General features: G+C 64.2%; 17 protein-coding genes. 5 read left to right on the top strand and 12 right to left on the bottom strand.

Going from position 1 to position 20,181, the window contains the following annotated elements:
* Positions 1-5: 5 nt before the first annotated feature.
* From J8F10_RS26705 to J8F10_RS26695, 3 genes are all read right to left on the bottom strand, one after another.
* Complete coding sequence (locus J8F10_RS26705) at positions 6-1,157, bottom strand: TIGR02996 domain-containing protein (RefSeq protein WP_210659219.1); 1,152 nt, start codon at positions 1,155-1,157, stop codon at positions 6-8.
* A gap of 47 nt (positions 1,158-1,204) precedes the next feature.
* Positions 1,205-2,164: an alpha/beta hydrolase family protein gene (locus J8F10_RS26700; protein WP_246523602.1), complete on the bottom strand. Its 960-nt coding sequence runs from the start codon at positions 2,162-2,164 to the stop codon at positions 1,205-1,207.
* Between the two features lie 194 nt (positions 2,165-2,358).
* Complete coding sequence (locus J8F10_RS26695; RefSeq protein WP_210659217.1) at positions 2,359-4,068, bottom strand: SMP-30/gluconolactonase/LRE family protein; 1,710 nt, start codon at positions 4,066-4,068, stop codon at positions 2,359-2,361.
* Between the two features lie 270 nt (positions 4,069-4,338).
* On the opposite strand from J8F10_RS26695, the gene J8F10_RS26690 reads away from it, so the two are divergent.
* The 3 genes from J8F10_RS26690 (at position 4,339) to J8F10_RS26680 (ending at position 5,910) form a co-directional block, all read left to right on the top strand.
* On the top strand, positions 4,339-4,938 hold the full coding sequence (locus tag J8F10_RS26690; protein ID WP_210659215.1) for a sigma-70 family RNA polymerase sigma factor: 600 nt from the start codon (positions 4,339-4,341) through the stop codon (positions 4,936-4,938).
* Between the two features lie 210 nt (positions 4,939-5,148).
* A complete protein-coding gene (locus J8F10_RS26685) occupies positions 5,149-5,454 on the top strand; it encodes a hypothetical protein (RefSeq protein WP_210659213.1) in 306 nt (101 codons plus the stop codon).
* 120 nt (positions 5,455-5,574) lie between these two features.
* Entirely contained in the window at positions 5,575-5,910 is a 336-nt protein-coding gene (locus J8F10_RS26680) for a hypothetical protein (protein ID WP_210659211.1), read from the top strand.
* Between the two features lie 289 nt (positions 5,911-6,199).
* Here the strand turns inward: J8F10_RS26680 and J8F10_RS26675 are convergent, their stop codons facing one another.
* The 6 genes from J8F10_RS26675 to J8F10_RS26650 form a co-directional block, all read right to left on the bottom strand.
* The gene (locus tag J8F10_RS26675; RefSeq protein ID WP_210662170.1) at positions 6,200-7,096 is read right to left on the bottom strand and encodes an EF-hand domain-containing protein; all 897 of its coding nucleotides are present in this window, start codon (positions 7,094-7,096) and stop codon (positions 6,200-6,202) included.
* Positions 7,097-7,356: 260 nt separating this feature from the next.
* Positions 7,357-9,792 (bottom strand): ABC transporter permease, encoded by a 2,436-nt coding sequence (locus J8F10_RS26670; protein ID WP_210659209.1) that lies wholly within the window; start codon positions 9,790-9,792, stop codon positions 7,357-7,359.
* 39 nt (positions 9,793-9,831) lie between these two features.
* Positions 9,832-11,331 carry an ABC transporter permease gene (locus tag J8F10_RS26665; protein ID WP_210659207.1) on the bottom strand — a complete coding sequence of 500 codons (1,500 nt, stop codon included), beginning with the start codon at positions 11,329-11,331 and terminating at the stop codon, positions 9,832-9,834.
* 68 nt (positions 11,332-11,399) lie between these two features.
* Complete coding sequence (locus J8F10_RS26660; RefSeq protein WP_210659205.1) at positions 11,400-12,092, bottom strand: ABC transporter ATP-binding protein; 693 nt, start codon at positions 12,090-12,092, stop codon at positions 11,400-11,402.
* A gap of 136 nt (positions 12,093-12,228) precedes the next feature.
* The gene (locus J8F10_RS26655; protein WP_210659203.1) at positions 12,229-13,551 is read right to left on the bottom strand and encodes an HlyD family secretion protein; all 1,323 of its coding nucleotides are present in this window, start codon (positions 13,549-13,551) and stop codon (positions 12,229-12,231) included.
* A 2-nt stretch (positions 13,552-13,553) separates the two neighbouring features.
* Positions 13,554-14,279: a TetR/AcrR family transcriptional regulator gene (locus tag J8F10_RS26650; RefSeq protein ID WP_210659201.1), complete on the bottom strand. Its 726-nt coding sequence runs from the start codon at positions 14,277-14,279 to the stop codon at positions 13,554-13,556.
* A gap of 294 nt (positions 14,280-14,573) precedes the next feature.
* On the opposite strand from J8F10_RS26650, the gene J8F10_RS26645 reads away from it, so the two are divergent.
* Positions 14,574-15,821 (top strand): hypothetical protein, encoded by a 1,248-nt coding sequence (locus J8F10_RS26645; RefSeq protein WP_210659199.1) that lies wholly within the window; start codon positions 14,574-14,576, stop codon positions 15,819-15,821.
* Positions 15,822-15,841: 20 nt separating this feature from the next.
* Here the strand turns inward: J8F10_RS26645 and J8F10_RS26640 are convergent, their stop codons facing one another.
* The 3 genes from J8F10_RS26640 to J8F10_RS26630 all read right to left on the bottom strand — a co-directional run bounded on the left by J8F10_RS26640 (position 15,842) and on the right by J8F10_RS26630 (position 18,390).
* Positions 15,842-16,522, bottom strand: a complete 681-nt coding sequence (locus J8F10_RS26640; RefSeq protein ID WP_210659197.1) for a hypothetical protein — start codon at positions 16,520-16,522, stop codon at positions 15,842-15,844.
* Positions 16,523-16,720: 198 nt separating this feature from the next.
* Positions 16,721-17,530, bottom strand: coding sequence for an RNA methyltransferase (locus J8F10_RS26635; RefSeq protein ID WP_210659195.1), 810 nt, complete (start codon positions 17,528-17,530; stop codon positions 16,721-16,723).
* 17 nt (positions 17,531-17,547) lie between these two features.
* Entirely contained in the window at positions 17,548-18,390 is an 843-nt protein-coding gene (locus J8F10_RS26630) for a hypothetical protein (protein WP_210659192.1), read from the bottom strand.
* Between the two features lie 202 nt (positions 18,391-18,592).
* Here J8F10_RS26630 and J8F10_RS26625 point away from each other — a divergent pair, with 202 nt between their 5' ends.
* Positions 18,593-20,152 carry a TlpA family protein disulfide reductase gene (locus tag J8F10_RS26625; protein WP_210659190.1) on the top strand — a complete coding sequence of 520 codons (1,560 nt, stop codon included), beginning with the start codon at positions 18,593-18,595 and terminating at the stop codon, positions 20,150-20,152.
* Positions 20,153-20,181: the final 29 nt, after the last annotated feature.

Below are 20,181 nucleotides of genomic sequence, written 5' to 3'. Positions count from 1 at the left end.
CTTCTTCACCGACGGTTGCGGTCACCGGGCTGGCGGTAGGTGCATACGCCACGCCCGAATCGGTTTTCCAGTGCCTGCTTTGCGGTTGCACTAATCTGGTTTCCCCACAAATCCAATCGCGTCAGTTGCAATTTGCGCGGCGACATGGCGAGCGCAATTGCACCTTCATCGGTAAGCTTGCTTCGGCGAAGTGCCAGTTTCGTGAGCCGTTCGATTCGCGGTGTATCCGCCAGAAGTTTCACGTATTCATTTATTTCGGGAACGGGCCAAAACCAGTATTGAGGGTCGGACAGGTCTAACTCGGTCAGCGCGGGAAGACTGTCCGAACGAAAGAAATTGGGAAGCCCACTTCTGAATTTGCTACCTGAAATGTCCAGATAGTGTAGTCGTTTGAGATGTTGCGTTGTTGTCAGTGACTTCAGACATTCGTCATCGAGGTTGCAGTCGCCGAGGTCTAGATGTTCGAGATTTACAAGATACTTTGAACAGACGATTTGCCGGATCTCAGGCGGGTGGTGGTCAAGGTCGTCGTTATTGTGAAGGTTCAGCCATCGGAGATTCGCGAATGTCGAAGCACCTAACTCTTCAAAAGCATCACTGGCGTCCCCGGTGGCTCGTAACCGGCGCAGAGCGGTTAGATTTCGCGAACTGAACAATGCTATCGCAGTTTCCCCGTGGAGGTAGAATTGTGAGTCCAAGGAAATGCACCGACGAAGTTCGTGTCGCTTCACGATTGGGAGAATGAGGCTTTCGCGACCGTAGTCAGCCACCTCCATCTGTTCATCATCTTCCTCGTCACTTTCGAGAATCAACTCAAATGCTGGCGTATCTTCAGTTCGTAACTCAGGTGCGTATTTGGCAAAGAGTTGCAGCCCGGACGTGATCGAATCCACAAACCCACGGCGGTAGCTAATTTTGGTGAACGGCAACTTGTCGAGGTGTTTGAAGAGCTGCGCACGGAGTTCGGTTTCGCGTGCAATTAGTCGTTTCGCTTCGGCCGTGCGGCGTGATAGGTGCGGAAGCCGGCACTGTAGGCGAATAAACTCGGCGCGGTCTGGCTCGCCATTTTCATCGAGCCAGTCCGCGTAAATCAATCGCGGCGTATCCTCATCGGGTTGAGCCAGAATCGCCGCTAACAGTGCGTCGCGATCGTTCACCTTCGCTCCTCGACACGAGCCTGTTGTGCTCCCCAACTGACCGTGGTTTACCGGCCGAAGAGTTGGTTCAGTTCGGCTTCCGTGAACGTCAGGTTCGGTTCCGCACCGGTGTCCGCGAGGATCTTCTTCGCGACCAATTTGTTGACCGGGGCGAGGACACTGAAGTGCGTCGCTCCCTTAATTGCGAAGAACTTCGCTTTCGGGTTGTTCGACGCTCGTGCCATCGCCTGAAGGGAACTCAGGTTCCCATCGTTGACCCCTTCAAAAACGAACGTCGGTGACTGGATCGAGTGTAACCAGCGGCCGGGTGAGCGGAGTTCGACCTCGCGCGCATCGGACATGTTGACCGCGGACCGGTAATCTGCGGAATAGCCCGAAACGTCTTCGACAGGGCCGAACGAGAAGACCGCACGGAACTTGGGCGACGACTCCGCGACCAGCATCACGAGCGTGCCGCCGGTGCTGTGCCCGCCCAGGTAGATGCGGGTCGGGTCGACGAACTCCTGTTTGGCAAGGTACTCCGCGGCGGCGAGCACGTCGTCCACCTCGCCGAAAAAATTCTCCTGCGAGCCGGGGTTCTTGTTTCCCCCTCGCAGTGACGGGAGCATCATCACAATGCCGGCTTCACGGTACTGGCTGGCGGTCTGATCGTCGCTGGCCGGAGCGGGGTTCCACACCTCGCCGATGGTGTTGCAGTCACCACCAGTGATCCAGATGATCGCGGGGTGCTTTTTGCCGTCTTTGGGGTTGGGCGTCAGGTACGCCGCACACTTGCCAACAGGCGCCTCGTACTGCACCGCGCGGAACAGGTTTGCGGGTGGTTCATCGACGGCTTTGTTCGATTTTTGTTGTCGGGCGAGCTTGGTAACGAACCCTTTGCGGGCGTCCGCGAGTGTTGTTTTGCCGTCCGGGTTGGTAAGCCCGGTTGCGGGGATACCTTTGGGCTGACACCCGGCGAGTAGCGCCATCGGGAGCACGGCGAAGAGGGCGACGCGAAGCTGGGACATAGTGCGGAAGCTCCAGGGTGTTGCGTTCCATCGTGAGGTGGTGGACAGAGTCTCTGATTGCTCCGCCACCACCTCGAGATAGTACCAGAAAGTATCTTGGGACGACCGGTCGGTTGAGCCGCGTCCAACGCAACTTTCACAATGCCAAACACGTTGGGCACCGCCCGACCTACGAACCAGTCATCCTGTGCTCCTTACAACCGTGGGGCGGTCGGTTTGAACGGCTTCTCGAATGCGTTCGCGCCCTTCACCTTCACCTTGCGGCTGTACACTTTCTCGCCGCACGTCGCGTAGATCACGTCCATGTTCTCGCCGCCGAACGTCAGGTTCGAGACCTTGCCGTTCGGCGTGGGGATGATGCCGTTCACGCGGCCCGCCTGATCGCACACCTGTAGGCCCGCCTTGGTCGCGACCCACAACCGGCCGTCGCGGTCCGCGCGCAGCCCGTCCGCACCCGAGTCGTCGTCGCGGTCGTGGACGTAGAGGTGGTAATACTTCTGCTTGTTCGCGAGCGTGCCGTCGGCTTGGATGGAGTAGCTGTAAACCCAGTGCGTCCGGCTGTCCGCGACGTAGAGCAGCGTTTGGTCCGGCGACACCGTGATGCCGTTCGCGAACTTCAGACCGGTATCAACGACCTTCTTTTCGCCCTTCGGCGAGATGTAGTAGACCTTGCTGTTGCCCGGCGTCTCGAACGGGTCAGTGTCGTAGATCGCGCCGCTGTTCAGCACGACGAGATCGTTCCCCTTGAAGCCGGCCGCGAACTCGGTCGCTTTGCCCTCGGCGTCCCACGCGAGGATCTTGTTCACGCCCGCAGCATTCGCGTACAACTTCCCGTCCGGGCCGAAGCGCTGACCGTCACCGCGCTTGCTGTCCGCGAGCCATTCGACCGGTTTGCCGTCCACGACCTTGTACGTCTTCGCCGCGCCCACGTCGTTGTAGAACACTTCACCCTTCGCGTTGGTCGCCGGTCCTTCGGTGAACTTGTAGCCCTCACCCACGAGCTTCCACCCCTCGCTTGGGATCAGAATCTCCTTCAACTGCGACGACCCCTCCCCGGCCTTCGGCGCCTCGGGCCAGTCCTTCCACAGCCACTTCGTCGCTTCGGGGAACGGTTTCGCAGCGAGCCCGCCGTCGTGTCCGCCGTCGTTCCATTCGTGCTTCACTTCGTAGCCGCCGAACACCAGCGCGCGCTGCATCGTCTGGTTCGCCATCCACCAGTCGCCGCCGTAGATGTTGAGGTCTTTGCTGCCGTCCTGGAGGAAGACGCGGATCGGCTTCGGCTCGAATTTGCGGATCAGCGTGGGGTAGATGTCCCCACCGCGGAGCCCGACATAGGTGCCGATGGTGCTGAACACGCGGGTAAACGCATCCGGGCGCTCCCACGCGACCGTGAACGCACAAATCGCCCCGCTACTGGCGCCGCCGATGGCGCGGTCCGCGCCCTTCTTCGAGAGGATAATCTTGCGGTCACCGCTCGCGGTCTTGGTTTCGACTTCCGGGAGCAGTTCGTCGAGCAGCATGCGCGCGTAGGCGTCGCCGAGCCCGTCGTATTCGTAACTGCGGTTGAACCGCGCGAGTGCGTCCTTGTTGGCTGCCGGAACGACACCGGGAGTCACGCCGATCGCGATCGTGACTGGCATCTCCTTCGCCGCAATAAGCTTCTCGAAGGTCGGGCCGACGTAACCGGGCAAGCCGTCCTGGTTTACGTACACGCACGCGGGCGTTTTGCCGTCGTACTGGGCCGGCACGAACACGGTCACGTTTCGTGTGGTGCCCGGGAAGACCTTGCTCTTATTGAAGTTAAAGCTAAACGTGGTGCCCTTCGGCACGGGTTCGGGTTGCTTCGGTTCGTCAGCGAGTGCAAGAGTTGGGGCGAGTAGCAGGAGAGGCAGCAATCGGCGCATGGGTGGAAGTCCCGGGTAAAAAGAACCTGACCCCGCCCCTTCTTCATCAGAGAAAAGGGGAATTCCCAGAAAGAGAACATGCCACGAGGCGAATTCTGTTTACCCGCTCTTTTACAAGGAGCGGATTTGGGTGGGGTGCTTCGGCCACAGCTTACCGCAACGGCCTACTTCCGACGCCGAGAATTTTTCTTTCCCGGTCGACGAGAATGTCCCCACTCACTGTCGCTATAATTGGCAGAACTTCGCTCCTTGATTTTGGGACGCGACCGTATGACCCGATATTTGCCCACAACGCGCTCTTCCCGCAACGTGATGGTGGCGATGGTGCTGGGCACCGCGCTCGCCACGTCGCCGGCCCGGGCCGCCGCATCGACCGCGACCGCAGCGCCCAGCTCGAAAGCCGTCACCGACATCAGCAAGTACTGCCAGACGTGCTGGCGGAACGCCCGCTTACCGGCCGACCGGTGGCAGGACTGCACCCAGGCCGTCTTCGTCCGCTTGCTCGAGCGCGTCGAAGCGGACAAGTGGGGCACGGTGCTGGTGGACAGTGAGACGGACGAGCGCCGCGAGTTCCTCCGCGCCATCGACGCGGTGAAGAAGCGCACACAGCGGGCGCGCAAGTTCGCCGCGCTGTCGCCCGACTTACCCGACCGGCAACCCGTCGCAAACACGACCCGCGATGACCGCGACGCCGTGGCGAAGGCCGCCGCCGAGCAACTCAGCCCGCGCCAGCGCCGGATTCTGGAACTGACCGCGGACGGCTGGCCGGTGCCCGAGATCGCCGCGGAACTGGCGACCACCGTCGAGCGCGTGAGCGACGAGAAGTACAAGGCCATCAGGAAGTTGCAGCACCACTTCGGCAACGTTTAAGATCGACGACACTCGTGCATCTTTTAAAGGGTCGGCTCTGCCGGCCCTTTGCCATTTGTATCTGCCATTTTACCGAACCGGCACAATCGCTATGCCCTGCTCGCCGCACCCGTGCGAGCCGCGCTGACCCCGCGCAAGCGGGCCTCTCGTTTGCGTCTGCTGCACGGAGAACTCAGCTCAAGCCCCTGCCGTTCTGGTGGAGATCAGGTCATGAAGCTCGGTATCCTGTCCCTCGCAGCGGCTCTCGCGTTAGCGGTTTCTGGTTCCTCGGCCTCGGCCCAACCGCCCGTCGAACTCGTCTCGCCGGGCGCTGCGCCCGTGCTCGTTTCCCCGCCGCCGGTGATGGTCGCCGCACCGCCCGTGCTCGTTGCCCGGCCCGTGGTGGTTGTTGCGCCCCCTATTTACCCCGCAGTAACCGTCGTGCGCCCGGGCCTCGGGGTGACGATTGGCGGCGCGTACCCGGCCTACGGCTTCTACGGTCGCCCGTACTACGGCCACTACCACCATCACCGTTGATCGAACCGCGAAAACGTGAAATTTCCGGCCGCCGGGCGCAACCCCGGCGGTCGTTTGCGTTCGTATAATGGAACGCCCTCCGCCACTGCCCACTTCGCCCAACACCATAGGACGCACATCATGAAATTCGCCATTCTATCACTGGTTACGGCCGGCGCGCTGACGATGTCCGCCGGCTCCGCCGACGCCCGACCGCCCCGGTACAACGGTGGCTATTACGGCGGGTACTACAACACGCGCCCGGTCGTCGTGTACCCGAGCATCAACACCGCGCCCTACGTGTACCCGGCCGGTGGGTACTACAACTACGGCTCCGGGTTCAACTTAAACACAGGCGGGTTCGGGCTGAGCATCGGCTCCGGTGCGTACCCGAGCTACGGCTACAACTACGGCAGCTACTACTCGCGCCCGTACTACAACCGCGGTTGGAACGGTTACGGCAACCGACGCTGGTAAGCCGCACGGACCGAGACCGGGTAGTAAAAAACAAAAGCCGACCCTTTGGAGGGCCGGCTTTTGGCGTTGTGTTTCCGACATTGCACGCGACGATCGGCGCTTTACATTGATGGCGTTCACCCGCGGGGGTCAGCGCCACGAGCTGCGGCGATACGCCGCGGAAGGCTGAAGCCCCACGAAGTTGGTCTTCGTCTCAACACCCCGGTTCGCCTCCTCCTTGCGGAGGGACCGGGAGTGTTTGCGCCTCACGGCGGGAAAGTGGCCCCCGCGGGTGGACACTTTGTTTGTCTTACTCTTTCCCTTCGCGACGGTCTTGTTTCAGCTTGTTCTCGGTCATCCGCACGTAACGCAGGTACTCGTCGCGGGTCAGTAGGCCGTCGCCGTTGAGATCCATTTCGCTGAACAGTGCGATGGGGCGCCCGTCCTTGCGCCACTCGAAGAGCGCGATCTGGCCGTCCTTGTCGGTGTCGAGCGTGGCGAACCATTCCGGCACCCCCGCCCCCGGTTTCGGCTTGCCGTCCGGTCCGCGGGCTTGCGGGTTCTCGTTCGTTTTGGCCGCGGCCGAGAGTTGGTCTACTTTGAACGTCACCTTGCGCTGGAAGTAGCCGCGGTACTCGTCCTTTGTGATGCGCCCGTTCCCGTCCGCGTCGGCGTGCTGTTTCTCGTCCTTCAAACCCACGGTCAGTTCTTCGCTCGCCAGTTCCCCGTTGCCGTCGCGGTCGAGCACGCGGAACACCTTGTCCGCGTCCTCTGCCGGGTCGCCCGCGTTCCCTCCCGGCGCGGGGTGGTCCTTCATGAGCTTCTTCGCGTACCTCGTGAACTCGTCGCGCGTGATGGACGGTACCGGGCCGAGTTCCAGCCGCTGGACCACTTTGTCGAACAGTTCCGCGAGGCCCGTAGCGTCGGCGTCCCGGCGCCATTCGTTGTTCTTGCCAGCGAGCAGCGCGAACCACGTCGCGTACTCTTCTTCGGTGCCCGCGTGCATCACTTTGCCCGGGAACGCGGCTTCCAGTTCCTTGATCCAGAGCGTGCGGTCGTTCTTGGCGGTTTTCAGCACCCGCTCGGCACAGCGCGCAATGGTCTTTTCTTCAAACTGCTCCTGGTCCTCCGCAGCGCAGCAATCGGGCGCACAGCACGCGAGGAGGCACACGAGCGGTACGGGGAAAAGGTAGGCAGTGTGGGGCATGGCCCGACCTCGAAACGTGGCGATTTGGTGGGAGAGAAGGCGGCAGGTGGCGGGTGGGCTATTTGGCAGGATGTATGAGAAGTCTACTCTGCCTTCAGGGAGTTGTCACGCGCCGATCATCTCGTGGCGCGATATTGCTCTTTAGTGCTTTCGGCGAAAGGCTTTGCACCTGGTGCGGCTGCACGGACCCCAACCGGAATGTTGCCTCGGTCGGGGTCGTGCGAATCGGGACGCACTCTGCGTCCCGGTCTGACGTGGGATCACCGGAGCGAATCGAGGATTTCCATCCGCATCGCGGAGAGCGCCGGGACGAGCCCCCCGAGCCGACCCATCACGAGCGTGAACAGCATCCCGGCCGCGAGGATCTGGTAGTCCACGACCATCTTAAGGGTGACACTCTTACCGCCCCCCTGACCGCCCGAGAGCGTACTCGCGGCCTCGAAGCCGTTGGCGAAGTAACCGAGCGCGCACCCCACCGCGCCGCCGACGAACGCGATCGCCAGCGACTCGATCATGAACGAAATGAGGATCTGCCAGCGCTTGAACCCGAGGATGCGCAACACCCCGACTTCCTTGATGCGGGCCGCGATCGAAGCGAACATCGTGTTCATCACGCCGAAGATGCCGCCGACCGCCATCACCCCGGCCAGGAACACGATCCACGTCAAGAACGTCTCGTTGGTCTTCGTTAACTCGTTGTAATAGTCCGTTTCGGCGAACGCCTTCAGGCTCGCCTGCGTGTACCCGCGGTTGAGGTAGTCGGAGACGGCGCGGGCCGCGGTCGCGTTGTCGTCGGCCGTGCGTAGCACGAGCGTGGTGTACCGGTTCTTCTTGCCCGCCGCGTGGACCGCGAGGTTGTTGTCGCTCACCCACACCTCGGACCCGAACGTCGTCCCCTCGGACTTCATCACCCCGGTGACAACCCACTGCTGGTCGGCCAACTCGAACGTGTCGCCCGGCCCCAACCGCGGCTTGCCGATGTCGGCGCCGAGGGTACCCGCCGCCCCGCCGCCGAGCACGCACGGCAGGTACTTCCCCCCGGATTCCTGGTGGACGCCGTTGCCCGCGAACCACTTCCCGCCCGGCTCCAGTTCCATGTTGTGAACCGCCGCCGCGATCTGCGGGTCGCGCAGCGCGCGCACCTGGAGGAACCGGCGCCGGGCCGTCTCGCCCGGTTTCGACGGCACCGCCTGGTTCATCACCATGTACGATTCGAGGCTCGCGAGGTAGGCCGCGCCCTTCACCTCGAGTGGGGCGCCGACCGGCAACCGGTCGAGCGCGCCGTCGGGACCGCGGACCGCCCGCGCGATGGCGTACTTCGCCCCGTTCGCGGCCGTCACCTCGACCCGTTCCACGTTGTCCGCGGCGGCCCGTTCCAGGTTGCTGAACAGTTCGTCCGTCGAGCCCTCGGCCAGCACCATCACGTTCCCCGGCACGCCGGTGCTCTCGTTCAACTTGTACATGCCGTTGACGAACGCGAGCAGCACGACGACGAGCGCGACGACCACGGTGAACGCCAGCGCGGTCAGCGCGGTGTCCCGCTTGCGCACCCACAAGTAGCGGAAGTTGTAAGCCAGTGGCACGCGCCCGATGAGCAACAACAGGAACAGGTCGGTGGCGTAGACGAAGAGGAACACGAACGGCCAGTGCTGGATCAGCGCGGGCGGGAGGACGGCCCATATCGGGCGCGCGAGCCAGGGGGCCAGTTTCGGGTCGAGCCGCACCTGCATGTGAACCGACGTCAGCGCCCGCTCGTCGATGTCGCGCTGGGCCGCCGCGACCTCGGCCTCGTCCTCCGGGGTCCAGAGCGCCGTGGTCTGGCTCCGGGCCGCCCGGTCGCGTGCGCGCTCCAGCGCGGCCTTTTTATCGAGCAGTTCTTGCGCGCTGAGCCACGAATCGTCGGGCTGCACGCCGGCCATCGCGCGCTCCGGCAACAGATCGATGGTCGATGTCCCGAGCACTTTCTTCGCCAGCACACCCAGTTGCCCCCCCGCCGGGAGCGGGAGCTGGGTGACGACCTCGACCGCGAACGCGAACAGTGCGATGAGGACCGCGACCCCGGCGCCCGCGGCGAACGCGCGCCGCGCGGTCCGGCGCCACCACGACCGGGCCGGGCGCACGGTGTCGCTGAGGACCGCCTCGCTCGGTGCGACCAGCGGCAGTGCGGCCAACAGCGCGGCGAGCGGGAGCAGGGAAAAGCCCACGACGAACAGCGTGCCGATGAGCGAGTAAATGCCCCGCTCGAACTGGAACCGCAGCTTAACGGCCCGCTCGAACGCGGGCGGGGCGGTTCTCAGATTCGAGAACGACCGGAAGAACAGCCAATCGAACAAAATCGTGGGGGCCAACAGGACCTGTGCCCCCCCGAGTACGGCCCGGAACAGTGCCCCGATCACCGCCCCGAACGTGAGCGGGTCGAACTTCGGCGGCTCCTTGAACGGCGGGAACCCTTTAAACGCGAACGTGGCCGCTTGCCCGGTGAGCACCAGGAGCCAGAACCCGGCGAACCCGAACAGGAGCACGGCGCGCAACAACTCGCTCCCGCCGGAGCGCCGGGGCACCAGCAGGAACCGGAACGGGCGCAGCAGCACGAGCGGGACGAGCAGCCCCGCGACCGTCTGTGCGAGCGCGTAAACCGGGTTCGGCCCGTCCTTCGGGGGCGCGAGCAGTTCGACTTTCGTTGCGGTACCGGGCATCGGTTCGGTTCCTGGCGATCAATTTTTCGGTGCGGCGACTCAAGCCACTCGCGCGAACACTTCGGCCACCTTCACGTTCTTGGCGCCCAGGGCCGGCCCGATGCTGCCCAGCACGGAAACGACTACGCCCAACAGCGGCCCGAGTACCAGCGCCTCCCACGGCACGATGAACGCCCCGAAGAACGCGATCTGGAGCTTCAGGTTCCCGATCCCGAACCAGGACAGGAACGCGGCCATCCCGCCGGCCATCAGGCCCACGAGTACCGCTTCACCCAGAACGAGGGCGAGCACGTGCCGGGGCTGGAACCCCAGCACCTTCAGAACGGCCATCTCGGTGCGGCGCTCGCGCACCCCGATGCTGATCGCGTTGGCGATCACCAGGCACATGATCGCCACCATCGCGGGCGTGAGTATGTACTTCATGCCGAAGAAAATGTCCTTGTAGGCGTCCAGCCACGACCCGATCCCGCTCGACGCGGTTTCCATCTTCAGCGCCGGGCTGTTGAACGGGGACGTCCGCCGCTCCTGGCCGGGCGGCGGGTTGGCCGGCGGGTCCACCATCCGGTTGAGCACGTCGAACGCCTTCCGGTTGGGCAGTTTCACCCAGATCAGGTTCACCGCCTTGTCCTGCATGACGTAGTCCGCCGGCTTGTCCTTGAGGAGCTTCTCCAGGTAGGCCTTGTTCATGAACCCGACGCCCTCGTACTTCCCGTCCGGGATGACGCCGATGATGTCGAACTTGAACTCCATCTTCGGGAAGTTCAGCCCGGTCAACTTGATCTCCTGGCCGACCTCTTTGTTCAGCTTCTTCAGCCGCGACTTGCTCACGATGATCGCCTGTTCGTTGGCCAGCATCGCCTTGACCCCGGCCTCCAACTGCGCCTTCTCGTCCCCCGTCAGGTCGTCCAGGCCGTCCATCATGGTCAGGATCTTTTCCGGCTCCAGGCAGAACATGAACAGCACGTTGTCCGGGCGCATGTTCTTGGGATCGGTGGTCCCGCCGACGAAGGACCAACTGATGACGTCCTGGTCGCGCACCACCAGTGCCGGCTCCCCCGGGTACTCTTTCGCGTACTCCTTGGGCAGCTCCTCGAGCGCGAGCCGCTTGAACTCCGTGTAGTGCTTCGGCGGCATCTGGCTGGGGATCACCGTCTTGTGCGTGAGGATCGCCTTGAAGTTGGCTTCCTTCTCGGTCGTCACGGTGTTGATGAACGTGAGAATCGTGTACAGGAACACGAGCACGGTGGTGAGGACGAACAGCGCGAGGTACGTGAGCGAGGTGCGCAGCGGGCTCCGCCGCAGCCCGCGGAACATGATGAGCACCAGTTTGGGAACGAACGCCCCGGTCGCGCCCGCGACCGCCCACGCGCCCTGCTCGATCGCGAACAACACGACGAAGAATATCGGCAGGGTAACGGCCCCGATGAGCAGCGCCAGCGTGATGAGCCCGGCGAGCAGCGTCAACAGGTAACCGGAGAGCATGACGATCGACGGGTCGAACCCGGCCGGACCCATCATATCCTGGGGCATACCGTACATGGCAACCTCGAGTCCGAATTCCAAGTGAACGCACCGGGCCAATAACTCGTCACCCGCTCGGCCCGGGACTACACGGCGGCCGTATCCAGTACCAGTTGACCCTTCTCCAGGTGGAGCGTGCGCTGGGCGCGGGCCGCGGCCTTCGGGTCGTGGGTCACCATGATGATGGTTTTGCCCAACTGCGCGCGGAGGATCTCCATCAAATGGAGGATCTCGTCCGCGCTCTTGGTGTCGAGATCACCGGTCGGTTCGTCGGCGACGATGAGCGTCGGGTCGGTGACCATCGCCCGCGCGATGCCGACGCGCTGCTGCTGGCCGCCGGAGAGTTGCCCCGGTCGGTGGTCCATGCGGTTCGTCAACCCGACCAGCCCGAGCGCGTTTTCCACCTGCTTCCGGCGCTGCTCCTTGGTGAGTGGCAGGAGCAACAACGGTAGTTCGACGTTCTCGTAAGCCGTGAGCACCGGGAGCAGGTAGTAGAACTGGAACACGAACCCCACGTGCCGGGTGCGCCAGCGCGCGAGTTCGCTCTCGGACATCTCCGAGATCACGTTCTCGCCGACGGTGATGCTCCCGTCGGTCGGCTGGTCGAGCCCGGCGATGAGATTCAGCAGCGTGGTCTTGCCACTCCCGGATGGCCCCATGAGGGCGAGGAACTCGGCCTCGCCCACGTCGAGCGTCAAGTCGCGGAGCACGTGAATCGCTTCGGTACCGCGGGTGAACGACTTGTGCAGGTCGCGAACCTGAACGATGGCACGGGACATCGGCGTTGGTTCCTCGGTTGAGTCTCGGTGAACCCCGCCTGCAAGAGCGGTGGGTTCGGGCAGTGGGTTCAGCGCGGCGAGTAGAACACCCGCCGCCCTTGCGGGCGGGGTTCGCTTTCTGTTACCGCTTGCGGAATCACTTCTTTGTTGCTTCGTCGCCCCACGGCAAATCTTTGTCGCGGTCGAACGCGAACGGGGTGTTGTACACGGTCGCGGTGATGCTCATTTTCGGCTTCAGGAACTCGCCCTGTTGCTCGGCCTTCGGCAAGTACACGCGGATGCGGACCTTGACCACGTTCTTGGTGTCGTCGGCGATCGGCATGACGCGGTCCACCACGCCGCGGTACTCGCGGCTCGGGTCGGCGTCGGCCTGGAGCTTGCACGCCTGCCCCGATTTGAGGCGCATGATCTGGCGCTCGGGCACATCAATTTCCACTTCGAGCTTCGAGAGGTCCGCGATCAGGCAGATGCCGGCCGCGACGTTGAACGACATCGGGCTGACGAGCGCGCCCTTGTCGGCGGACTTCGTGAGGATGGTGCCATCAATGGGCGCGGCGACGGTGCAGTTCTCCACGAGGCGCTGGGCCTCTGCGCACCGCGCTTTCGCGGCGTTCAGATCAGCGCCCGCGGCCTTCGTGTTCGCGGCGGCGGTCTTCACGTCCGCCTCGGCCGCTTCGATCTCGCGCTTCGCGGCCTCAATGTCCGCGTTCGCCGCGATCCGGTCCGCGTCGGCCGCTTGCTTGTCCGCATCGAACCGCTGGTAGTCCAGAAGAGCGATCGAGCCGGTCGACCGCTGCTGGCGGGCCTGATCGAAGTCCTTCGTCGCGCGCTCCTGAATGGCGATCGAGCGCGTGCCCCGGGCTTCGGCGGCGGCGAGTGCGGACTTCGCCTTCGCGACCTTTGCGGCGGACGACGTCTGGCCGGCCTGGGCGCGGGTGACTTGGGCTTCGGCCGCGGCCACCGATGCGATTTCGGTGTTGTGGCGGTTCGCGTACTGGTGGTCGAGCAGTGTGGCGATCTTGTCGCCCTTCTTCACCCGTTTGCCCTCGGCGAAGAAGATCTCGGTGATCTCGGCCGCCACGTCGCGCGGGCTGACGGTGACCTGGAGCGAGGGGATCACGTTCCCTTTGAGTTGTGTCACCAACTCGCCCGCGGCAACGGCCGGCACGCCGTTGGGTTGCGGCGCCTGGGCGTTGCCGGTGCTCGCTGCGGGGGTGCCGGTCGGTGCGCCGCCCGGCGCATCGTCCGTTTTCTGACCGGTGTTCTTGTACGACCTCACGCCGACGCCGGCCCAGGTGATGGCGAGGAGCCCGCACAGCACCCACGGGAGCCACGAACCCCCGCCGCCGCCCGAGCCCTTGCCCGCACCGAGTTGGCCATCGAGCCGGAGTTGTTGCACGCGGTTGATGAGGTCGCCGTTTGTGGACGCGCCCAACCGGGATTCGCTCGGAATCGCCATCGTCAGCTCTCCTTCCCGGCGGCGCCGGGGTCGGGTACACCGGCAGATTGTCCGAACAACGGGACTAGGAGCTTCACGACCGTGGCGAACATCTCGTCGCGGTCGAATGCGTCCGGGTCCATCATGAGCTGCACGTCCAACCCGTGGAACAGTGCTTGAATCAGGGAAGCGATCACGCGGGGCGAGGTCGAGTGCGGTTCCGGGATGCTCCCCGCAACGTCCGCCGCGATGAACGACCGCCATTCCGAGTACCACTGCGAGAGCCGTTTTCGGTAATCCTCGCGGTGCCCCATCTGTGCCAGGAACGTGAACAACAGGCTCAAAAGGTCCCGTCCCGCGGGCGGGGGCCACGTCGGTTCGAGGTGCTTTTTCAGCCCGTATTGCACGCACTCCCACGCGCGCCCGGTCATCGGCTTTGGGCCGTCGGCGAGCTTCGCCTCGCGGATCATCCGGCGCAGCATCCGGTCGTATACGGACAGAAGGATCGATTCCTTCGTCGGGAAGTAATACGTCAATTGCCCGCGACTCATGCCCGCGAGGTCTTCGATCTTCTTGAGCGAGAGTTCCTGAATGCCGTGGCCCGCGATGATGGATTCCGCGGCGTCGAGGACCTGCTCGCGCCGGGTAATCGCGATCTCCGACAGGCCGACCGCCGGATCACTTAAGCCGGGAATCTCTCGCTTGTGTATCTCCTCACAAGGATTCGCTGCTGGCGCCGGTTCATCCATCAGAAAATGCGAATCGCACCCTAAACAATATAAGTGCCTGAACTTCGGTCAAGAACAGGTCTTTGTAGACCGCTCGGTCTAGCGTATGGGTTTGATCGTAGACCGATCGGTCTAGTGCGTCAAGAGCACCTCGAGGCGAATTTTCTCCTCTCGCGTAAATGTCCACCAGCTTACCCACGTTCCCGCCGGCGAGTTTCACCAATGAGGTAAGTGGCGCCTTCGGGGAAATCGGCTCAAACGGTACGATCGCTTCGCCCGATTGAGTTGGAAGGTGGAGTTCGTTTCGGGGGTGGTATGCGAAGCGTGTGGGGAATGTGCGCGGTCGTGCTCGGCTTCGCGGCCGGGTGCCACGCTCGCGCGCCCGCGCCGGTCCGACAGCCGGTTCCGACCGCGGCCCCGGTCGCCGTCGAACTCCCACTCACTCAGCCGACGAACCTCGAACCCGATTTAACGCGGCTCGCGAAAACGCCCATCAAGCCGGTGGGCGCGACGACCGAGGGGGCGTATCGCCGGGTGACGGAACCAGTGTGTCAGGCTCTCGCGGCGCAGAATGCGTCACTCGCGAACGCACTCGATGACGAGGGCCGCGTACCGGCGAGTTGCGCGACCGCGGCCGACAAACTCCAACAATCGATGCGGTATTTCGCGGCGCTGGAGTTGCGGAACCGGGCGGCTGCGGACGGCTTGGAACGCTTCTTCCAACTCGCAGGTGCGGAGACGCAGTCCGAGTTGCTCCGCGAGTCGTTTCCTATCGTGGACGACATGCTCACGAAGGCGAAGGGCGCTCGCGCTGCGAATGTGCGGTTCCCGCTCGATCCCGCGGACCTTGAGCGGCAACGATCGCAGATGCTCACGCAACTGGAGCAAACCGAAGCCGGGAGCGAGCTGCTCAACATCGATCTGAAGCGCCGACTCGGGTTGTCGCCCGCGCACGAGCGCCTGTGGCCGAGTGCCGATCTCGGCATCAGCGCGGACCCCGTTGGTGTCGAACAAGCCGTGAACGCAGCCCTGGCCGACCGCCCGGAACTTCGCGGGCTGCGTGCCCTTCAGACGGGGCTCACGCCCGACACCCTTCCCGTCGCACGTCAGCGGTTGCGCGAGACGAACCCGTTGCTCGGCGCTTCACCGCCGCCCGCGCGCGGACTCGCGCGGTTCGCCTTTCACACGCGCGGCCCCAGCGCCGAGGCACTTGCGGAACTCGCGGTGCGGAAGAGTCAACTGGCGAGCCTGATCGAGACCCGCGAGCGCATGGTCGCGGACGAAGCTCGCGCTGCGGTCGTGAGTTTGAGCGCCCAAACGCACCGGGTGCAGTTGGCCCGCGACCGGCTCGATACGTGGACCGTGTCCCGCGCGGACGCGATCAAGAAGCGCGAAGCGAACCAGCCGGGCGCGGAGTTCCTCGTCCCGCAGGTCACGTTGGAATGGCTGAAGGCGCGAGCAGAAGTGGCCGCCGAAGTGACGGCCTGGCACCAGGCCCGCGTGCGCCTGAAGGCCGCGCAGGGCTGGTTCGCGTGGGAAGGCTTGAGCGGGCCGAAAAAGTAGCGGTACGGCCCCGAGTAGTATCAGCGATTCCGCCAGTAAAACTCCTCGCCCTGTTGAAAGCGACAGGGCGCGCCGGTCGTACAGAGCCGGCCGGAACGGGCCTGGTTGGTCGGCAGGTCGGATTCCTTGATGCCACTCTTATCGAGCACGCTCAGGAACTCCGTCCACTTCATGAAGCGCCCCTGGCCGCGAACGAGTTTTCGGATGTCCGCCGGGGACCAGGCCCACTTGGTGTCCACCGACCACTTGAGGGCGTGGTACCCGGCGGCGTGCAGGACGCGGGAGGCGATCGTCGAGCAGTTCTGCCGCAGCGCGTGATACTTCGTTCCCTTCTCGGAGAACGTGTTCGAGATCTCCTTCCACGACGCCCGCATCTTGTTCTCTTGCTCCGGGCTGGTCTCCAATCGGATGATGTGATCCGGCAAATACTTCTCGCTAACGATGTCCTGGAGGAAGAACTGCTCGGACAGCCCCTCGCCCGAGAGGGCCGTCGGGACGAGCGTCTTGAGAGCGATGCCGAAGCCCGAGAACTTCTGCGCGGACTGCGGCCACCAACTGACGTAACACTTCTCCCCGCCGCGCTTGTTTTGGATCTGGAAGCGCTCCCCGATGTTGATGGCCACGTGGCCGGCCCACGTCTTACCGTTCACGGCCCGGTGACCGATCGTGTTGTTCTCCCACAAAATCACATACGACGGCATGGGCGAGTCTCATTGGGACGGGTTGGCATCAACGACAAATGCTCACCACCGCCGCGGGCGTTTCTTCACAGGGGCTTTGCCCCGCCACAAACGATAGCGAGTATTGGTCGAGCGGCTGGTGAATTTCGAGTTACTAAACACATACGCGCGGCCCCGACAATTTCTTGCAGAGGTGCCGAGGTCCGCCCGCATTTAATATCAGTGATCCGGCCTGTCGAGGCGATCAACGGGCGGCGTGTCGTCTGGTTCGTTCTTCTTGATTTGGCCGGCGGTCCAGAGGAGCTGGCGCGCGAGGCCGTGGAGGATCTTCACTTCTTGCGGCGTGGGGAGCGACCGGCCGATCAGTTGACGCAGCGCGTGCATCAGTGAATCGCCCTTCTCACCAAACAAATAACCCACCCCTGTGAGCGCTTCGCGCAGGTGCTCGAACATCCGGTCCTGGTCCGCGAACGGCGCGACCGCGCGCTCGGGAACCTCGGGCTTTCCGCGCGCTTCGTTGACCGACTTCGACCACGCTTTGCGCAGTTCGTAACAGCAGATCGCGACCGCCTGCGCCAGATTCAGCGACCCGGACGTCGGGTCGGACGGGATGTTCACCATCCCGTGGCAGCGTCCGATTTCCTCGTTGCTCAGCCCGTGCGGTTCCGGACCGAAGACGATCGCGACCGGTCCCGCTTCGGCCGATGTAAGCAACTCGGGCATTTTCTCGGCCGCGGTGCCAATCGTGCCGGAACGAAACACGCCCGCGGTGAGCGACGACGTGGCGAGGCTGAAGACACAGTCCGCGAGCGCCGCACCGATATCGGGCACGACCCGTGCCGCATCAAGCACCTTGAGACCGTGCGTCGCCATTCGGCGCGCGTCGAGGTCGTCGGTGGAAGCGTAAGGGGCGACGAGCACCAGTTCGGAAAGCCCGAAGTTCCGCATCACGCGCGCGGTGGCGCCGAGGTTCCCCGCGTAGTGCGGGCGCACGAGAACGATGCGGCAGCGAGTAAGAAGGTCTGTCATGCAGTGATTTTAGCCAATCACGCGATTCGGCCCGCCGGAATCCCGTTCTCCGGTTCGGTGACCCACGCGACCGGTTCGGGGGCCGGCTTCGGTTCCGGGCGGTTGTATTTGAACAAGATCGGCATGAGAGCAAACATGGTGACGAGCGTGCCGACCACGGTGAACCCGAGCGCGTGGGCAAATGTGTACCGCAAGACCGGCCACGTGACCACGAGCCACATCAGGAGGAGAGAAATGTTTAGCAACAGCGCGACGAAAAGTGTCTTGGTGCTGGGAACGAACAGCGTGCCCATTTGGGTCGCGTTCACGTACCGGTCGCCCTTCTCCTCGACGAATTGACGATCCGCGGTGTAGGTCTCCATCTTGGTGCCGGGGCTCTCCTGGACCTTGGCGCTGTAGCGCACCGGTTCCGGGTCGTTCGCGGCCTTCACGCGGATCGCGCCGGTCATGTACTGCCCGGTGTTCGTTTTGAAGTTCTCGTTGGTCCCCTCCTCCACGAACGTCGCACCCTTTCCGCCCGCCGTGCGCTTGAACTTCACGATTGTCTCTGATTTCTTCCCGTCCGCCTCGGTCTTGAACTTGCCCCCGGCGACCGTCCAGCGCACGGCTTCAAACTCGGTGAACTCGGCCGTCGAATACGCGGAGAAATTGAAGAACGTCTCGTACTGACCGGGGCGGTTCTTATCGATGTACGTCCACAGCGTGAGGAACCCACCGAGGAGCAGCCCGCCGGCCAGCGCGCGGACCGGCAAGCGCGGGGCCGCTTCCTGGTACATGTAGCTCTGCGCCACCACCGTGCCGCCCAAGAACAGCGCGGTCAGCCCCACCGTCAGCAGCGCGAACACGAGCAGCAAAGTCACGAGATCCTCGTCCGCAGTGGGAAGTGTGAAATGGAGCGAAAGCCGCTTATGTCTTATGAGGAGTTACCCCGTTTGCCCCCGTAGCCCCAACGCGGCGCGTCCCCTCTGGACCGACGACGAACACGGTATCTGCGCGGAATAGGCGGGGCAAGGGGGTTGGCGTTGCATCGTACCCGCGCGTCGGTATAAGACCGCCGGCTGAATGGTTCGCGCCTCACTCGAAGCCGAGGTGCCCGTGACCGGTGGAATTCTCGCGCTCGCACTCCTCTGTCCCGCCGCCGAGCCGCCCGGCTTGGCCAAGGGCGACGAGTTGACATTTACTGGCACGGTGGAAGAAGCGGTCGAGCGCCCCGGCGTGCGGTTCCGCCGCGCGCAAAAGCTCGAAATTCGCGTCCTCGTGCTCGAGAAGAAAGAAGCGTGGGCGGACGTCGCCGTCCTCACGCTCCTCCGCCGCAAGGGGGACGCGGTCGCCGGCGCGGTCGGCGCGGTGACGGGCGGCGGAACGGACAAACCCGCCCCACCCGGGGTGCGGCTCGACCTGCTCCGCGTTCACGCCGACGGGAGCGCGCACCACTTGCACCCCACCGGCCCGCCCCCCCTCACGATCGACGCCAAAACGCCCGCGCGCACGCTCCCCCCGATCCCGCTCGACACGTTCGCGCCCTTCGAGTTCGGCCTGTTCCCCCCCCGCGCCCCGCGGTCCGCACCGGACAAATCGTGGACGGTCGCGTCCACCGATCCGAACCGATCCGCAGAAGTGTGGCAGGCGCAGGGCACCGATTTCGTCACCGGGGAGCAATGTGTACTACTCGTAATGAACCAGCAGCACGCGAACTGGGCGAAGCCCGTCGGCGGGCGGTCCGCGTGGCTCCGCGCGGACGCGGTGTGGGTGTCCGCGCTCGACGGCACCGCCCGAAAGGTCCACCGCGTCATCAAGCACCGCGACGGGTCATCGACCGACCTCGCGGCGTGGGTCGAAGTGAAATACGAGCTGAAGGACAAGGTGCCGGTGATCGGGCGCACGTTCGAGCGCTACCGGCGCGACGTGGAGACCGCGTTCGCGGCGAGTGCCGACCTCGCGCCGTTCCTCGCCGACGCGGTGAAGCACGGGCCGAGGTTCTTCGAGAAGCGCGCGGACAAGCTCGAGCTGTATCTCGCCGAATCCGACACCACCAGCCCGTACCGCGAAGCGGTTCTCGCGGTGCTCCGGCAACTCGATGCCGCGCGCCGAGGGGAGTCCGTCACCGCGGCGCCGATCACGAGCGCCCGGAAGCGCCCCGCGTGGCCCGAATTGAACCACCCCGCGCCCGATTTCACCGCGGGGCCGTTTCGCCTTTCGGAGAACCGCGGAAAACCGGTACTGTTGGCGTTCTTCAAACCGGGCAGCGAAACGACCGACCTCGCGCTCGCCATCGCCGACGCGGTTCACGAGAAGCACGGGGGTCGGGTCGCCGTGGTGCCGCTCGCGGTGTGGGGCGATTTGGCCGCGGGACAGAAGGACCGCGACCGCCGAAAGCTCAGCGTTCCCGTTTACGACGGCACGCAGGCCGACACCGCATACGGCGTCGAATCGGTACCGCGGTTCGTGGTGGTCGACGGGTCCGGTACGGTGTCGTGGACCTTCGTGGGCGTGGGCGCCGAAACGGGCTCGTCCATCAAAGACAAGCTGGATCGTCTGCTCGCTCCAGCTTCTCCAAACGGTGCCGCCGGAACAATCCGCGTGCCCGGACCAGTAAGTGGGCCGACTCCCCCGCGACCGTGATTGTCACGCGACGCGGGCGCGGAGTACGA

This window comes from Gemmata palustris, from assembly GCF_017939745.1.
Classification (GTDB): Bacteria; Planctomycetota; Planctomycetia; order Gemmatales; family Gemmataceae; genus Gemmata; species Gemmata palustris.
This window is presented reverse-complemented; position numbering and strand designations above follow the sequence as displayed.

Excerpts from the sequence above, each read along its gene's own strand:
- J8F10_RS26700 (WP_246523602.1), bottom strand. The coding sequence starts at position 2,164 with ATGTCCCAGCTTCGCGTCGCCCTCTTCGCCGTGCTCCCGATGGCGCTA.
- J8F10_RS26695 (WP_210659217.1), bottom strand. The coding sequence starts at position 4,068 with ATGCGCCGATTGCTGCCTCTCCTGCTACTCGCCCCAACTCTTGCACTC.
- J8F10_RS26690 (WP_210659215.1), top strand. The coding sequence starts at position 4,339 with ATGACCCGATATTTGCCCACAACGCGCTCTTCCCGCAACGTGATGGTG.
- J8F10_RS26685 (WP_210659213.1), top strand. The coding sequence starts at position 5,149 with ATGAAGCTCGGTATCCTGTCCCTCGCAGCGGCTCTCGCGTTAGCGGTT.
- J8F10_RS26680 (WP_210659211.1), top strand. The coding sequence starts at position 5,575 with ATGAAATTCGCCATTCTATCACTGGTTACGGCCGGCGCGCTGACGATG.
- J8F10_RS26675 (WP_210662170.1), bottom strand. The coding sequence starts at position 7,096 with ATGCCCCACACTGCCTACCTTTTCCCCGTACCGCTCGTGTGCCTCCTC.
- J8F10_RS26670 (WP_210659209.1), bottom strand. The coding sequence starts at position 9,792 with ATGCCCGGTACCGCAACGAAAGTCGAACTGCTCGCGCCCCCGAAGGAC.
- J8F10_RS26665 (WP_210659207.1), bottom strand. The coding sequence starts at position 11,331 with ATGTACGGTATGCCCCAGGATATGATGGGTCCGGCCGGGTTCGACCCG.
- J8F10_RS26660 (WP_210659205.1), bottom strand. The coding sequence starts at position 12,092 with ATGTCCCGTGCCATCGTTCAGGTTCGCGACCTGCACAAGTCGTTCACC.
- J8F10_RS26655 (WP_210659203.1), bottom strand. The coding sequence starts at position 13,551 with ATGGCGATTCCGAGCGAATCCCGGTTGGGCGCGTCCACAAACGGCGAC.
- J8F10_RS26650 (WP_210659201.1), bottom strand. The coding sequence starts at position 14,279 with ATGGATGAACCGGCGCCAGCAGCGAATCCTTGTGAGGAGATACACAAG.
- J8F10_RS26645 (WP_210659199.1), top strand. The coding sequence starts at position 14,574 with ATGCGAAGCGTGTGGGGAATGTGCGCGGTCGTGCTCGGCTTCGCGGCC.
- J8F10_RS26640 (WP_210659197.1), bottom strand. The coding sequence starts at position 16,522 with ATGCCGTCGTATGTGATTTTGTGGGAGAACAACACGATCGGTCACCGG.
- J8F10_RS26635 (WP_210659195.1), bottom strand. The coding sequence starts at position 17,530 with ATGACAGACCTTCTTACTCGCTGCCGCATCGTTCTCGTGCGCCCGCAC.
- J8F10_RS26625 (WP_210659190.1), top strand. The coding sequence starts at position 18,593 with ATGGTTCGCGCCTCACTCGAAGCCGAGGTGCCCGTGACCGGTGGAATT.